This is a genomic window from Aliivibrio fischeri ATCC 7744 = JCM 18803 = DSM 507 (assembly GCF_023983475.1).
GTDB lineage: Bacteria > Pseudomonadota > Gammaproteobacteria > Enterobacterales > Vibrionaceae > Aliivibrio > Aliivibrio fischeri.
In genome coordinates, this window is sequence record NZ_CP092712.1 from 1,802,044 (window position 1) to 1,817,063 (window position 15,020).

Consider the following 15,020-nt stretch of genomic DNA (forward strand, 5'->3'; position numbering starts at 1 on the left):
ATCGCCAAAATGCTGACAAATCAGCTAACATGTTGAAAAAACGGTCTATTTTGGTCGCCATACTTTTATTTCAGATTGTGGCTTACCTTGCTCTTTACGATCATTTTTACGCTTAGGTGCCGATTTGCTAAAACGCCCTTCTTTGGCTTTTTCACGACGATTTTCTTTAAACGTATTATTTGAGTGATGATTTCTTCCTGAACTCGCTTTTTTCAATACACGAACTTTACCGTCAATTTCTTTTACTTTGCGAGACGCTTCTTCTGTCTTACTTGATGTACCAATCATTCCGTTTAGGTGGTCCATCTCAGCTTGACTTAAATAACGCCATTCTCCTGAAGCAAGCTTACCTAAATCAATATTCATAATACGAACACGTTTTAATTTGAATACTTCATAATCTAAGTACTCACACATTCTACGAATTTGACGATTCAATCCTTGAGTCAAAGTGATACGAAATACAAATCGAGATTCTTGCTTAATCTTACATGGCAAAGTTACCGTATCTAGGATCGGTACACCCGCAGCCATTTTTTGTAAAAACTCATCAGTAATCGGCTTATCAACACGAACCACATATTCTTTTTCATGGGCGTTACCCGCTCGCAGGATCTTATTTACAATATCGCCATCATTAGTTAAGAATATTAAACCATCTGACGGTTTATCCAATCGACCAATAGGAAAAATACGCTGCTCATGATTAATGTAATCAACAATATTACCTTCAACATGTCGCTCTGTCGTACAAGTAATTCCAACAGGCTTATTAAAAGCAATATAAATACGATCTTGTTTCTCTTTTAACGGCTTCTTATCATGGTGATGAACCAGGTTTTGAGCACCAATCACACATGCCTGAAATCGCAGGCCCCGAAAACTTTGCATCAGAAACACAATTAGCAGAAGCGATCAAACATGTTTTACCACCAGCGGTACAAAAAATATTCTGTGGTGAAAAACCCATCGAAGTTCGCCCTGTCAATATTGTGAATCCACTGGCTCCGAAAAAAGCGGCACCTACACAACATTTATGGATCAAAGCCAACGGTGAATTACCTGATAATCAATTAATTCATCAATACTTATTAGCTTATGCTTCTGATTGGGGCTTTTTACCAACCGCTCTTCATCCACATGAAGTGAGTTTATTAACACCGAACTTCCAAGTGGCTACGATTGATCATTCCATGTGGTTCCACCGTCCATTTAAAATGGATGAATGGCTGCTTTATTCAATTGAAAGCACTAATGCAAGTGGCTCTCGTGGACTAGTAAGAGGTGAAATATTCAATCAAAAAGGTCAACTTGTTGCTTCTGCTATGCAAGAAGGCGTGATGCGAATGAAGAAAAAATAAACGTTCTTTCTTTTTCTATCGGTCAGGCTATCGTTGCCTGACCTATTTATTTGAATGTAAGATTATAGCGGCAATTCAGTCGTGTATTTCAGCGGCTCCATAGCAAATGTACTGGTTACATTTGATATGTCATCAATACTATTAACCAACTTCTTATAAAACCCGTCAAACGCTTTCATGTCTTCAGCAAGTACTTTCATCATATAGTCGTATTCTCCTGCCATTCGATAAAATTCCATGACTTCAGGAAAATCTGACACCGTATCAACAAACCGGTTATACCATTCTTGTGAATGATTGGAGGTTTTAATCAAAACAAACGCGTTAAAGCTCAAGCCTAGTTTTTCAGGATTAAGTAACGCTACTTTCTTTTCAATAATGCCTTCTTCTTCAAGTCTCTTTAATCGCTTCCAACACGGCGTTGTGGTTAAATTAACTGCATCAGCTAACTCTTGTAATGAAACAGTGCAATCTTTTTGCAATAATGAAAGTAAAGTTGTATCCACCTTATCTAGCTCATGCTTCCCCATAAAAACCTCAACGTAGAAAATTTTTCTATTTTATTGCTAATATAAAGTAAATATAGCAAAGTTTTTCTCATCGAACAGCGGTAAATTATTCACATAGTCACTTTTAAAGGAAAATCATTATGTGTACCGATCATAACTGGATAAATAACGCTATTCGTAAAATTGAAGCAGATTACCAACGCTCTGCTGATACGCATCTTATTAAACTTGATTTGCCTATGCTTGAAGGTATCGATGTATACCTAAAAGATGAAAGTACACATCCAACAGGTTCCCTTAAACACCGTTTAGCGCGCTCTCTATTTCTTTACGCTATTTCTAACGGTTGGATTGGTCCAAACACACCAATTATCGAATCATCATCTGGCAGCACTGCCGTATCAGAAGCGTATTTTGCGCGTTTATTAGGTTTGCCATTCATTGCCGTTGTACCTCGTAAAACAGCAACAAAAAAAATTGAAATGATAAAGTTTTATGGCGGCCAAGCGCACTTTGTAGAACGTTCTGATGAGATTTACGCTGAATCTCGCCGTTTAGCAGAAGAATTGAATGGTCATTACATGGATCAATTTACTTATGCTGAGCGTGCCACTGACTGGCGTGGTAACAACAACATTGCAGATAGTATTTTCCGTCAAATGAAATTAGAAGACCACCCAGAGCCAACATGGGTTGTAATGAACCCGGGCACAGGTGGCACTTCAGCAACGATCGGTCGCTTTATCCGTTATCAAAAATACAATACAAAACTGTGTGTTGTTGACCCTGAAAATTCCGTTTTTCATGATTTCTATAAAACAGGCAATAAAGATCTAACATTAGATGCTGGCAGTAAAATTGAAGGGATTGGTCGCCCTCGCGTAGAACCAAGCTTTATTCCTGGGGTTATTGATGAAATGCGTACTATCCCGGATGTTGCTAGTGTCGCTACTGCACGTTGGTTAGAAGGCATTCTTGGACGTAAAGCCGGCGCATCCACAGGTACTAATCTATTTGGTGCATTACAACTCGCTTGTGAAATGCAACAACGTGGAGAGAAAGGTTCTATTGTCACTCTATTATGTGATAGTGGTGAGCGATACCTTGATACCTATTATAACGATGAGTGGGTTGCGAATAATATTGGTGATTTAACACCAACTTTAGCGCTATTGGCTAATTTTGAGAAAACAGGTCAACTGTAAAGCAAAGTTATAATAATAACGTCAGTTTGGCTTAACACCATTTATTGGTATTAACCGCAAAGCCATCGATTATCGATGGCTTTTTTATTACAATATCAATAAATAACTCTACTGAGATTTCCTATTATTATGTCGACTGCAATCGTTGTATTTAGTGGCGGACAAGATTCCACCACCTGTTTAATTCAAGCATTAACTCAATATGATCATGTTCATTGTATTACTTTTGATTATGGCCAACGTCATAATCAAGAGATTGAAGTAGCTAAAAAAGTCGCTATTGAACTTGGTGCAGCTTCTCATAAAGTCATGGATGTCGGCTTATTAAATGAATTAGCCGTTAGTTCACTTACTCGTGACAACATTCCTGTTTCTCATGAGCTTCAAGAAAATGGCCTACCAAACTCTTTCGTTCCCGGTCGTAATATTCTCTTCTTAACGCTTGCGGGCATCTATGCGTATCAATTAGGCGCTGAAGCCGTCATTACAGGTGTCTGTGAGACAGATTTCTCAGGTTACCCAGATTGTCGTGATGAGTTCGTAAAATCCATTAACCAATCACTTGTTCTTGGTATGGATCGCCAGCTAGAAATTAAAACACCACTAATGTGGTTAAATAAAGCCGAAACATGGGCCCTTGCTGATAAGTATGGCAAATTAGACTATGTTCGTAATCATACTCTAACCTGTTATAACGGTGTGATTGGTGACGGTTGTGGCGATTGCCCATCGTGTGATTTGCGAAAAAATGGCTTAGATGCTTACCTAGAAAATAAAGAATCTGTAATGGCTGATTTAGAATCTAAACTTTAAAAAACATTATCTCTATTTAGAAAATAATAAGGCCACCACGATTAAGTGATGGCCTTTTTATTTACTTTGTCTCGTCCTGAAATGTGTTTACACATTTAGGACTTTTATATGACAAATCAAGAAAAAACAAAGAATAAGCGAACTCAACGCGATTATTCATTAGGCTTTAAATTGCAGCTTGTTGCCGCTATAGAAAAAGGCGATATGACCTATAAGCAAGCTCAAAACATTTATGGCATTCAAGGTCGATCTACCGTACTTACTTGGTTAAGAAAACACGGTAAGATGGACTGGTCTCAATCACCTAAGATTATTATGCCTAAATCCCCGAAAGCGAAAGAATCGCCTGCACAAAAAATTAAACGTTTAGAGCGAGAGCTTGATGATGAAAGAATGCGTAATTTATTACTTAATGAAGTAGTGAATATCATGGACGCAGAACATGGTGCAGGCCTTAGAAAAAAGTATATTGCCAAGGAGCAAGAAGTCTTCAAAAGCAGAAAATGATCAGCTTAGAGCGAGCTAGTCAGCTACTTGGCATTACAAGACAATGTATATACCAACAAGAACGTAGAGCTCTGAAACGTGCCGTTGAACTTTCACCGGTTAAAAATATGGTGCAAGAAATTCGTCGATATATGCCTCGTATTGGAGGTAAAAAATTATATTTTTTACTTAAGCCCAAATTCATCACTCATGGCATAAAGTTAGGCAGAGATAACTTTTTTTCCTATTTAAGAAATGAGTGCTTATTAGTAAAACCTAAACGAAGTTATACAAAAACTACCTATAGTAAGCATTGGATGAAAAAACATCCTAATTTACTTAAAGAAGTAACACCTCAAGCATCTGAAGAGGTTTTTGTTAGTGATATCACTTACGTTCAATCACAAAAAGGTATTCATTATTTATCTTTAGTAACAGATGCTTATAGTCGAAAGATAATGGGATATGAATTAAGTGATGAAATGAAAGCTACTGATGTAGTCAAAGCTCTTGATATGGCGATAGATAGCCGTCAATATCAAAGGAGTACGATTCATCATTCAGACCGAGGATTACAGTATTGTTCAAAGGTTTATCAGGAAAAATTGAATAAAAATGATATTAAGCCATCAATGACGGATGGTTATGATTGCTATCAAAATGCATTAGCAGAGCGAATAAATGGGATACTTAAACAAGAGTTTCTTTTGTATGACTGTAAAGATTTAGAGGAGTTAAGGCATTTAGTTGAAGAATCTATTTTTATTTATAATGAAATGCGGCCACATTTAAGCTTGGGAATGAGTACACCAAATCAAGTACACAAAAAAGCCAAGTGCGTACGCACTTAGCTTTCAATTAAAAATCGTCAACGTATTTTAGGACGAGACACTTAAAAACCAATATTAATGGGAAATTCGCCCTTTAATATCATGATCTAATTCTTTATTTAGTAAGTCTTCAACATAACCTGGAGAATGCGTTCCACCCGAGATTAAGCGATACATTGCAGGAATAACAAACAAGGTTACCAAGGTCGCAAATGCCATACCAAAGAAGATGACCGTACCAACCGCTACTCGGCTTTCATAGCCAGCACCTGTTGATACAATCAATGGAATTGCACCAGCAAGTGTTGTAAATGCAGTCATTAGAATTGGTCGTAAACGTCGAGCAGAGGCATCTACAATCGCCTGTTCAAGTTCAACGCCTTTATCTCGTAATTGGTTGGCAAATTCCACGATTAAAATACCGTTTTTAGTCACCATACCAATTAGCATGATCATACCGATCTGACTATATATATTCAGGCCTTGATTCATTAACAACAAACCTAAGAAACCACCAAATACCCCCATTGGCACCGTAAACATAACAACCAACGGGTTAATAAAGCTTTCAAACTGTGCTGCCAATACCAAATAAGCCACTAATAGAGCTAAGCCAAACACAACAAGAATACTGGATTGGTTCTCTTTAAAGTCTTTAGATTCGCCAGTATAACCAACAGATATATCACTCGGTAATATCTCAATCGCCTTCGCATCCAGATAATTCAATGCGTCACCTAAGGTTGCACCATCCTTTAAATTAGCACTTAAGGTAATCGATTTTTGCTTATTAATATGTGATAAACGAATAGCCGATGCGACTTCATTAATCTTAGTGACCGTATCAAGTGTCACCAAATCCCCTGATGACGTTCGCATATAAATCTGGCTTAAGTCAGCAGCATTATTAAAACTGTTTTCATCGCCGCGAAGATAAACATCATATTCTTCCCCACGTTCAACAAATGTCGTTTCACTTTTACCACCGAGCATGATTTCAAGGGTATCCGAAATATCAGAGATCTTAATACCTAACTCCGCAGCACGGTGGCGATCAACCGACACCACTAATTCAGGTGTTTTTTCTGAATAGTTAATATCAGCACCTTCCATTAATGGGCTGTTATTCGCTTCTGCTTTTAATATCTCGCCCCATTTTTGCAATTCACTGTAATCTGAGCCGCCCAAGACAAATTGAACCGGTTCGCTTGAGCCACCACGGAAGCCTGGCATCATTGGAAATACACGCACATCAGGAATATCAGCAAGTGCTTTTCGGATCACTCCCAACCCTTGTTGAGCCGTTAAATCACGATCTTCCCAGTCCTCTAGGATCATAATAACAAAACCCGTTTGATCCCCTGCATTACCACCAAACGCTGGTGATTGAATACTAAATGATTTCAAAAAGCCTTTACCCAATAACGGCATTAAACGCTCTTCAACAATATCCATATTCGAGCTCATGCGATTGTAACTGGTTGCATCCGCACCTCGAACAAAAGCAAATAATACGCCACGGTCTTCCTGTGGTGTTAATTGAGATGGTACGTACTGCATCAAGCCATAACTACCACCAATACACGCAAGAATAATCACAGGGGCCAAAAAACGCCACGCTACGGCTTTCGATACTGCTTTACGATAAGTACGCTCTAATGCTGAGAAAACTTTATCGATAAATAAGTTAAAACGATTCGGCTTCACATTTGCTTTTAAAATCTTACTACCTAAAACTGGTGTTAACGTTAAAGCGATTAATGAAGAGAACAGCACTGACATAGCAAGTAGCACTGAAAATTCAGTAAAGAGCAAACCAACCATTCCATCCATAAATGAAATTGGTAAGAACACCATAACAAGCACTAAGGTTGTCGCTATAACGGCAAAGCCTACTTCTCTCGCTCCTTTATAAGCAGCAAGTAATGGTGACTCTCCTTTTTCTAAATGATGGAAAATATTTTCAACCACTACAATGGCGTCATCCACCACCAAACCAATGGATAAAATCAACGCCATCAAGGTGATTAAGTTAATAGAAAAACCAAAGTAATAAGCGGCAATAAATGACGATATTAATGAAACAGGAACGGTTACCGCAGGGATCAAGGTTGCACGAGCTTGACCAATAAAGATATACAGAACCAGAATAACCAGCCCACCAGTGATAAATAGTGTGCTATAGACCTCCGCAATTGAACGCTCAATAAATACCGTTGAGTCATAATCAATGGCTAAACGAGTCCCTTTTGGCAAAAATTGCTGGATCTTAGCGACTTCTTCGTGAACTAAGTTTGCCACATCTAATGGGTTGGCATCTGATTGAGGAACGATCCCCATACTAACGTTTACTACGCCATCGCTTTTAAATGTTGAGTTTTCATTTTCTGCACCAATAAATACATCAGCAACATCTTTTAAATAAATCGGTGTTCCATCACTGGCTGTTTTCACCACCAAGTAATTAAAGTCTTCTGCCTTATTATATAAACGCTCAGTTCTAACCGACATAACAATGGCATCATTTCGAACTTCACCGCCAGGACTTTCAATATTTTCAGAACGAAGTGCTGCTGTAATGTCTGATGCCGTTACGCCACGTCCGGCCATTAAATCCGGTTGTAGCTTCACATACATCACTTTATAAAGGCCGCCAGAGACATCAACAGAACTCACACCAGTAATTAAGCTAAAACGGTCAACCAATACACGTTCGATGTAATCAGTTAACTCGGTTCGGTCCATTACACTTGAGCTTAAATTAATATAAAGAGAGGCTTCACCACTGCCGTTATTTTTAAATACAATGGGATCATCCGCTTCATCAGGTAAGCTACGTTGTGCACGAGCAACCGCATCACGAACATCACTCACGCCTGTATTTAAGTCATACCCTAGATCAAAAGTAATCATGATACGAGACATGCTATTTCGCGTAGTAGACTCGATCTCATCAATCCCGCTGATACCAGAGAGCTGGTCTTCTAATACCGTTGTAATTTGGCTTTCAATAATGGTAGCAGAGGCCCCTTCATAACGCGTACTGATCGAAACGACCGGGCTTTCAATATCAGGCATTTCACGAACAGCCAATTTACTGAACGACACCGCACCAAATACACATAACAGCAAACTTAAAACAATGGCAACGACCGGCCTTTTTACTGAAACATCAGATAACCACATGATTACTGTACCTCAGTTTTATTTTGTTCAAGTTGTTTAACCGTCACACCATCACGCATGTTCACTAAACCTTGAACGACAATTTCATCACCAACATTTAAACCACTCGCGATGACAACACGGTTTTCAACACGAGCGCCTAAAGTAACTTCGGTGCGAATTGCTTTGTTATCTTCACCTATTACATAGACATAACGCTTAGTACCTGAATACTCTAAAGCTTGAACTGGAATAATTGGGGCATTAATAGCAGGAAAATCTAACGTTGCAGCCATCAGCATTCCCGGCTTCATTTTTAAATCTTTATTCGGAAACTCAATACGAACACGTAAATTCAACGTTTCTGCATTAATTCGTGAATCAACACCTATCAATTTTCCTGAAAACACTGAGTTTTCCCACGCTTGACTCGTTGCTTCTACATTCATCCCCACAGAAAGCATTGATAGGTAACGTTCTGGTACTTGCAAGTCGAGTTGCATAACAGATAAGTTATCTAACGTCAGTAATTCCGTACCAGCACTCACCATTTTTCCTCGACTAAAATCAATAAAACCAACCGTACCAGCAAAAGGAGCAGAGATATGAAGATCAGATAAATCTGCATTTGCTGCATCTAAACGAGCTTGAGCAATATCAACGCTGGCTTTTTGTCCATCAATTTCAGTTTGAGTAATGGCATTCTTTTTCGCTAAGCGCTGAAATTCTGTTAATTTACGTTTTTCATCATTTAAATAAGCACGAGCCTCTTTAATAGCCGCAATCGCCTTATCGTCATTAAGTTGAACGACTAACTGCCCTTTTCTTACATTTTGGTTAGCTTTAACCGCAATACGCTCAATCTTTCCAGCAACCTCAGGAGAGATCACAACAGACTCAGAAGCCTTTAGTTTTCCGATTAATGATAATGATTGAGATATTTCATGAGTAGCCACTTCTTCAGAAAGAACAGCAACCGACTGATTTCCTCTTGTTTTCTTAGCATAAGAAGGAGTTGATAAAGTGCATGCTAATAAAACGACTAGAGCGATAGACTTAGTTTTATTCATATTGATACTTATAATCTAAATGATGGAATTAATTTCTGTCCATAGTTTACCAAGGTAAAGACCTTTTGTTCGTCAATGAATGTAAAGATGACGAAATAAACTGTAAAAACAACTGCTTCTATATGACTGATATTGAGTTATTTTGTTCCGATATGGCGAATTTTACTCCTTTTTGACGAAAAACCCATCATTCAAACCAAAAATCAAAGAAAAGTGCTTTACAGAAAAACGAAGTTTGCTATTATTCGCTCCGCACTTGGCAAGGTCGTTGGGAAAACTCTCGCTAAGTATAAAAATTCTCGTTGGAGGGGTTCCCGAGTGGCCAAAGGGAGCAGACTGTAAATCTGCCGCGAAAGCTTCGATGGTTCGAATCCGTCCCCCTCCACCATTATTCAGTTAATTGATTCATCAGTTAACACACTTGATTGCTCCTTTGGGAAAAGAGTAAGTTAAGTATAAAAATACCCGCTGGAGGGGTTCCCGAGTGGCCAAAGGGAGCAGACTGTAAATCTGCCGCGAAAGCTTCGATGGTTCGAATCCGTCCCCCTCCACCATTATTAAGTTAATTGATTCATCAGTTAACGCACTTGATTGCTCCTTTGGGAAAAGAGTTAATTAAGTATAAAAATACCCGCTGGAGGGGTTCCCGAGTGGCCAAAGGGAGCAGACTGTAAATCTGCCGCGAAAGCTTCGATGGTTCGAATCCGTCCCCCTCCACCATTATTCAGTTAATTGATACGTCAGTTAACAAACTTGATTACTCCTTTGGGAAAAGAGTTAGTTAAGTATAAAAATACCCGCTGGAGGGGTTCCCGAGTGGCCAAAGGGAGCAGACTGTAAATCTGCCGCGAAAGCTTCGATGGTTCGAATCCGTCCCCCTCCACCATTATTCAGTTAATTGATACGTCAGTTAACAAACTTGATTACTCCTTTGGGAAAAGAGTTAGTTAAGTATAAAAATACCCGCTGGAGGGGTTCCCGAGTGGCCAAAGGGAGCAGACTGTAAATCTGCCGCGAAAGCTTCGATGGTTCGAATCCGTCCCCCTCCACCATTATTCAGTTAATTGACTCGTCAGTTAACGCACTTGATTGCTCCTTTGGGAAAAGAGTTAGTTAAGTATAAAAATACCCGCTGGAGGGGTTCCCGAGTGGCCAAAGGGAGCAGACTGTAAATCTGCCGCGAAAGCTTCGATGGTTCGAATCCGTCCCCCTCCACCATTATTTATCTCGTAAGAGATCGAAAAGCCAATTCAGAAATGAGTTGGCTTTTTTTGTGCCTGTAATACCTACCTATTGATTTCCTGCACAATTGTCTGAGTAACTACGGATCTAAATTGAAATAAATTTTATCCTTAAATACCCCTTGCCAAAATAACTGTATAAATATACAGTTACCCTGTTTTGTTAAATATAGAAATAGAGGCATTACAATGCACATTGCACAAGTTCAAAAGCAGCAAGAACCGTCACAATGGAAAACATGTAGCTTATGTAATAAAGAGGCTTTTTGTCATCCTTCTACTAGTGTCACAATGGCTTGGATAAAAGCAGGTTTAGGTCAACAAAAATGCACGTGGCGCTGTGAGACATGTCAGCCAAGTGCTAGATTAATAAACTAAACTTACATGACTTAATGCCAATTAATGTTAGTATCATTATATTAAAGATCCTCGCTCAACTAGGATTGACTATATTTATAAGGACTTGATAACCCAATGAAAGTAATCTCATTTAATATAAATGGCCTTCGTGCTCGCCTTCACCAATTACAAGCGATCATTGATAAGCACAACCCTGATGTTATTGGTCTTCAAGAGATCAAAGTTCATAATGAAATGTTCCCAGTCGAAGCCGTCGAAGCGATGGGCTATAAAGTGTACTTCCATGGCCAAAAAGCACATTACGGTGTGGCTATGCTATGTAAACAAGAACCAATTTCTGTGCAATATGGTTTTGATACGGATACAGAAGAACATCAAAAGCGCATGATCATGACTACTCATCAGCGTGAAGATGGCTCAAAAATAACGGTAATGAATGGTTACTTCCCGCAAGGTGACAATATTAAGCACGAAACAAAATTTCCGTATAAACGCCAATTCTACAAAGATTTGATGACTCATTTGCATACACACCATACTAACGATGAAGAGATCATCGTCATGGGCGATATTAATATCAGCCCTATCGATGCAGATATCGGTATCGGTGAACCAAACGCAAAACGTTGGTTAAAAACAGGCAAATGCTCGTTCCAACCAGAAGAGCGTGAATGGTTACAAACATTAAAAGATTGGGGGTTTGAAGACACGTTCCGTAATCTTCACCCTGAAGTAACCGATCAATTCTCGTGGTTTGATTATCGTTCAAAAGGGTTTGTAGATAACCGTGGTTTACGCATTGATGTCATTATGGCAACACCAACATTAGCAGCAAAATGTACAGAATCTGGCATTGATTACGAATTACGTGGTATTGAAAAGCCTTCAGATCACGCACCAATTTGGTCAACATTCTGTCTCGTCCTAAAATACGTTGACGATTTTTAATTGAAAGCTAAGTGCGTACGCACTTGGCTTTTTTGTGTACTTGATTTGGTGTACTCATTCCCAAGCTTAAATGTGGCCGCATTTCATTATAAATAAAAATAGATTCTTCAACTAAATGCCTTAACTCCTCTAAATCTTTACAGTCATACAAAAGAAACTCTTGTTTAAGTATCCCATTTATTCGCTCTGCTAATGCATTTTGATAGCAATCATAACCATCCGTCATTGATGGCTTAATATCATTTTTATTCAATTTTTCCTGATAAACCTTTGAACAATACTGTAATCCTCGGTCTGAATGATGAATCGTACTCCTTTGATATTGACGGCTATCTATCGCCATATCAAGAGCTTTGACTACATCAGTAGCTTTCATTTCATCACTTAATTCATATCCCATTATCTTTCGACTATAAGCATCTGTTACTAAAGATAAATAATGAATACCTTTTTGTGATTGAACGTAAGTGATATCACTAACAAAAACCTCTTCAGATGCTTGAGGTGTTACTTCTTTAAGTAAATTAGGATGTTTTTTCATCCAATGCTTACTATAGGTAGTTTTTGTATAACTTCGTTTAGGTTTTACTAATAAGCACTCATTTCTTAAATAGGAAAAAAAGTTATCTCTGCCTAACTTTATGCCATGAGTGATGAATTTGGGCTTAAGTAAAAAATATAATTTTTTACCTCCAATACGAGGCATATATCGACGAATTTCTTGCACCATATTTTTAACCGGTGAAAGTTCAACGGCACGTTTCAGAGCTCTACGTTCTTGTTGGTATATACATTGTCTTGTAATGCCAAGTAGCTGACTAGCTCGCTCTAAGCTGATCATTTTCTGCTTTTGAAGACTTCTTGCTCCTTGGCAATATACTTTTTTCTAAGGCCTGCACCATGTTCTGCGTCCATGATATTCACTACTTCATTAAGTAATAAATTACGCATTCTTTCATCATCAAGCTCTCGCTCTAAACGTTTAATTTTTTGTGCAGGCGATTCTTTCGCTTTCGGGGATTTAGGCATAATAATCTTAGGTGATTGAGACCAGTCCATCTTACCGTGTTTTCTTAACCAAGTAAGTACGGTAGATCGACCTTGAATGCCATAAATGTTTTGAGCTTGCTTATAGGTCATATCGCCTTTTTCTATAGCGGCAACAAGCTGCAATTTAAAGCCTAATGAATAATCGCGTTGAGTTCGCTTATTCTTTGTTTTTTCTTGATTTGTCATATAAAAGTCCTAAATGTGTAAACACATTTCAGGACGAGACATTCAAATAATATGTTTAGCCCTCACCAATTTGTGAGGGCTTTTTTATCCCAATCCATTTCTTACTGCGATTGGTATTTAAGGAAATACAATGAAATTATTCATCTTTGATCACTGCCCATTTTGTATGAAAGCCAAAATGGTTGCTGGTATAAAAAAGCTACCCGTTGAATTTGTTTATCTTCAAAATGACGATGTGAATGCTCGTATTGAAAAAGTGGGCGCTAATATGGTACCTATTTTAGAGAAAAATGATGGTAGCTATATGGCAGAAAGCCTTGATATTGCAAAATATCTGGATGAGCATGATCACCATCCAATCATAGAAAAATCAACACACGAAGAAGAGATATCTGAGTGGCTAAACGCAGCAAGACCACTGTTTGCTAAACTTACTTTCTCTCGTTGGACTCAACTTTATTTACCTGAATTCGCTCGACCTGAAGCGATTACTTGGTTTACAGAGAAAAAAGAAGAATTCATTGAGATGAGCTTTGAACAAGCATTAGCAAACAGTAATGAATATATCAATGCATTAAATCCACTATTGGTTAATGCGAACTTCATTACTCTTCCTTCAGAGAAAGGAAATCAAATCACATGGGATGATATTAATTTTTTCCCATTTATCCGTAATTTGACTGTTGTTAAAGGACTAGATTTTCCACCACACTTAAAAAACTATCTGGAAGAAATAAGCGAATTAACTGGTGTTCACCTTTTCTTTGATGTTGCTGTGTAATAACAATCTATTTTTAACAATAAAAAAGAGCACGTTAATGTGCTCTTTTTCTTATCAAAATTATGCAAACCAGCGTTGATACCAAAGTATTTCACCGTGTTCAATAAAATCAAATACGCTCAAAAACAATGCACAAATAAATACTAACTTTATTACTCTTATCAATATTAACGATAATCCCATAACTATCACTACTTCCTCTAACGAACAACCCATTCATATATACACGATATCTACTTAAATGGATATTAATACCAATCGTCGTAACTAACTGGTCATCTAGTTTGTTTAAATGCTCGATAACTGCGTTGGAGTTTTTGACTGTGAATAATCTAATTAACTTAATGGCCTCATAAATCTGAGCATTCGAGTTTCCAATTGCTTAAATACAAAAATAATAATAAACGTTAAACACATATAGAACATGCCGGCAGCTATATAGGATTCAAACGGTGCGTAATATCTCGAATTCACTAATCGAGCAGCGCCTGTTAAATCAAGTAAAGTAACAATCCCCGCAATGGCTGAACCATGAAGCATGAAAATCACTTCGTTACTATAAGCTGGCAATGCTCTACGTAACGCACTAGGTAAAATAATACGTTTATACGTTTGGAATTGATTCATACCATATGCTTTGGCCGCTTCAATCTCTCCTTGTGGTAAACCATTAATAGAACCACGCACAATTTCAGCTGTATAAGCTCCTGTATTTAAAGCAAAAGCAACGAGAGCACAAAATGAAGCATGTTCCCATAAGGTATCTTTAACAGGGAAAAATTGATCCATACCATAATAAATAAGATACAGTTGAATCAGTAAAGGCGTACCACGAAAAAAGTAAATGTATGCCCAAGCTGGTAACCATAAAACTGGGTTATTACTGTTTCTTGCTATCGCTGTTGGTACTGCAATACACAAACCAATAACCAAAGATACCGCAACTAACCACACCGTTGTCCATAAGCCTTCAAGATAAACAGGAAGGCTCTCAATGATAATTGAAAAATCCATA

At 38.1% G+C, this 15,020-nt stretch carries 11 protein-coding genes, 6 tRNA genes and 1 pseudogene; 12 read left to right on the forward strand and 6 right to left on the reverse strand.

The window, feature by feature from the left end:
- Positions 1 to 45 precede the first annotated feature (45 nt).
- Entirely contained in the window at positions 46 to 855 is an 810-nt protein-coding gene (locus AVFI_RS08295; protein ID WP_236783585.1) for a pseudouridine synthase, read from the reverse strand.
- On the opposite strand from AVFI_RS08295, the pseudogene AVFI_RS08300 reads away from it, so the two are divergent.
- Positions 807 to 1,361, forward strand: a pseudogene (locus AVFI_RS08300) (acyl-CoA thioesterase II); the annotation flags it as partial. The gene AVFI_RS08295 and the pseudogene AVFI_RS08300 sit on opposite strands and share 49 nt — an antisense overlap.
- 62 nt (positions 1,362 to 1,423) lie before the next feature.
- On the opposite strand, the gene AVFI_RS08305 reads toward AVFI_RS08300, so the two are convergent.
- Positions 1,424 to 1,891, reverse strand: a complete 468-nt coding sequence (locus AVFI_RS08305; RefSeq protein ID WP_005419827.1) for an Lrp/AsnC family transcriptional regulator — start codon at positions 1,889 to 1,891, stop codon at positions 1,424 to 1,426.
- Between the two features lie 119 nt (positions 1,892 to 2,010).
- Here AVFI_RS08305 and AVFI_RS08310 point away from each other — a divergent pair, with 119 nt between their 5' ends.
- The 3 genes from AVFI_RS08310 to AVFI_RS08320 all read left to right on the forward strand — a co-directional run bounded on the left by AVFI_RS08310 (position 2,011) and on the right by AVFI_RS08320 (position 5,225).
- Positions 2,011 to 3,075: a PLP-dependent cysteine synthase family protein gene (locus AVFI_RS08310; RefSeq protein ID WP_054776306.1), complete on the forward strand. Its 1,065-nt coding sequence runs from the start codon at positions 2,011 to 2,013 to the stop codon at positions 3,073 to 3,075.
- 129 nt (positions 3,076 to 3,204) lie between these two features.
- On the forward strand, positions 3,205 to 3,888 hold the full coding sequence (queC, locus tag AVFI_RS08315; RefSeq protein ID WP_063664426.1) for a 7-cyano-7-deazaguanine synthase QueC: 684 nt from the start codon (positions 3,205 to 3,207) through the stop codon (positions 3,886 to 3,888).
- A gap of 108 nt (positions 3,889 to 3,996) precedes the next feature.
- Positions 3,997 to 5,225 (forward strand): IS3 family transposase gene (locus tag AVFI_RS08320; RefSeq protein WP_408580437.1). Its coding sequence is split into 2 segments (ribosomal slippage): positions 3,997 to 4,360 and positions 4,360 to 5,225, totalling 1,230 coding nucleotides; the frame shifts between segments, so codons are not numbered across the junction.
- A gap of 54 nt (positions 5,226 to 5,279) precedes the next feature.
- Here AVFI_RS08320 and vexH read toward each other — a convergent pair.
- Positions 5,280 to 8,390: a vibriobactin export RND transporter permease subunit VexH gene (vexH, locus tag AVFI_RS08325; RefSeq protein WP_155662385.1), complete on the reverse strand. Its 3,111-nt coding sequence runs from the start codon at positions 8,388 to 8,390 to the stop codon at positions 5,280 to 5,282.
- A 2-nt stretch (positions 8,391 to 8,392) separates the two neighbouring features.
- Positions 8,393 to 9,439: an efflux RND transporter periplasmic adaptor subunit gene (locus AVFI_RS08330; protein ID WP_005419837.1), complete on the reverse strand. Its 1,047-nt coding sequence runs from the start codon at positions 9,437 to 9,439 to the stop codon at positions 8,393 to 8,395.
- Between the two features lie 304 nt (positions 9,440 to 9,743).
- Between AVFI_RS08330 and AVFI_RS08335 the strand changes: the two genes are divergently transcribed.
- From AVFI_RS08335 to xthA, 7 genes are all read left to right on the forward strand, one after another.
- Positions 9,744 to 9,827 (forward strand) — tRNA-Tyr (locus AVFI_RS08335).
- A gap of 82 nt (positions 9,828 to 9,909) precedes the next feature.
- Positions 9,910 to 9,993 (forward strand) — tRNA-Tyr (locus tag AVFI_RS08340).
- 82 nt (positions 9,994 to 10,075) lie between these two features.
- Positions 10,076 to 10,159 (forward strand) — tRNA-Tyr (locus AVFI_RS08345).
- 82 nt (positions 10,160 to 10,241) lie between these two features.
- Positions 10,242 to 10,325, forward strand: a tRNA-Tyr gene (locus AVFI_RS08350).
- 82 nt (positions 10,326 to 10,407) lie between these two features.
- A tRNA-Tyr gene (locus tag AVFI_RS08355) sits at positions 10,408 to 10,491 on the forward strand.
- An 82-nt stretch (positions 10,492 to 10,573) separates the two neighbouring features.
- Positions 10,574 to 10,657: transfer RNA gene (locus tag AVFI_RS08360), tRNA-Tyr, on the forward strand.
- Positions 10,658 to 11,154: 497 nt separating this feature from the next.
- The gene (xthA, locus tag AVFI_RS08365; protein ID WP_188864015.1) at positions 11,155 to 11,988 is read left to right on the forward strand and encodes an exodeoxyribonuclease III; all 834 of its coding nucleotides are present in this window, start codon (positions 11,155 to 11,157) and stop codon (positions 11,986 to 11,988) included.
- Positions 11,989 to 11,995: 7 nt separating this feature from the next.
- Here the strand turns inward: xthA and AVFI_RS08370 are convergent.
- Positions 11,996 to 13,224, reverse strand: a protein-coding gene (locus AVFI_RS08370; protein WP_408580437.1) for an IS3 family transposase whose coding sequence is annotated in 2 segments (ribosomal slippage) — positions 11,996 to 12,861 and positions 12,861 to 13,224 — 1,230 coding nt in all. Because the reading frame shifts where the segments join, the coding sequence is not laid out codon by codon here.
- A 130-nt stretch (positions 13,225 to 13,354) separates the two neighbouring features.
- Here AVFI_RS08370 and grxB point away from each other — a divergent pair.
- The gene (gene grxB / locus AVFI_RS08375; protein WP_188863945.1) at positions 13,355 to 14,005 is read left to right on the forward strand and encodes a glutaredoxin 2; all 651 of its coding nucleotides are present in this window, start codon (positions 13,355 to 13,357) and stop codon (positions 14,003 to 14,005) included.
- 336 nt (positions 14,006 to 14,341) lie between these two features.
- Here the strand turns inward: grxB and AVFI_RS08380 are convergent, their stop codons facing one another.
- The gene (locus tag AVFI_RS08380; RefSeq protein WP_065623223.1) at positions 14,342 to 15,019 is read right to left on the reverse strand and encodes an ABC transporter permease; all 678 of its coding nucleotides are present in this window, start codon (positions 15,017 to 15,019) and stop codon (positions 14,342 to 14,344) included.
- Between the last annotated feature and the right edge of the window lies 1 nt (position 15,020).

Excerpts from the sequence above, each read along its gene's own strand:
- AVFI_RS08305 (WP_005419827.1), bottom strand. The coding sequence starts at position 1,891 with ATGGGGAAGCATGAGCTAGATAAGGTGGATACAACTTTACTTTCATTA.
- AVFI_RS08310 (WP_054776306.1), top strand. The coding sequence starts at position 2,011 with ATGTGTACCGATCATAACTGGATAAATAACGCTATTCGTAAAATTGAA.
- queC (WP_063664426.1), top strand. The coding sequence starts at position 3,205 with ATGTCGACTGCAATCGTTGTATTTAGTGGCGGACAAGATTCCACCACC.
- vexH (WP_155662385.1), bottom strand. The coding sequence starts at position 8,390 with ATGTGGTTATCTGATGTTTCAGTAAAAAGGCCGGTCGTTGCCATTGTT.
- AVFI_RS08330 (WP_005419837.1), bottom strand. The coding sequence starts at position 9,439 with ATGAATAAAACTAAGTCTATCGCTCTAGTCGTTTTATTAGCATGCACT.
- xthA (WP_188864015.1), top strand. The coding sequence starts at position 11,155 with ATGAAAGTAATCTCATTTAATATAAATGGCCTTCGTGCTCGCCTTCAC.
- grxB (WP_188863945.1), top strand. The coding sequence starts at position 13,355 with ATGAAATTATTCATCTTTGATCACTGCCCATTTTGTATGAAAGCCAAA.
- AVFI_RS08380 (WP_065623223.1), bottom strand. The coding sequence starts at position 15,019 with ATGGATTTTTCAATTATCATTGAGAGCCTTCCTGTTTATCTTGAAGGC.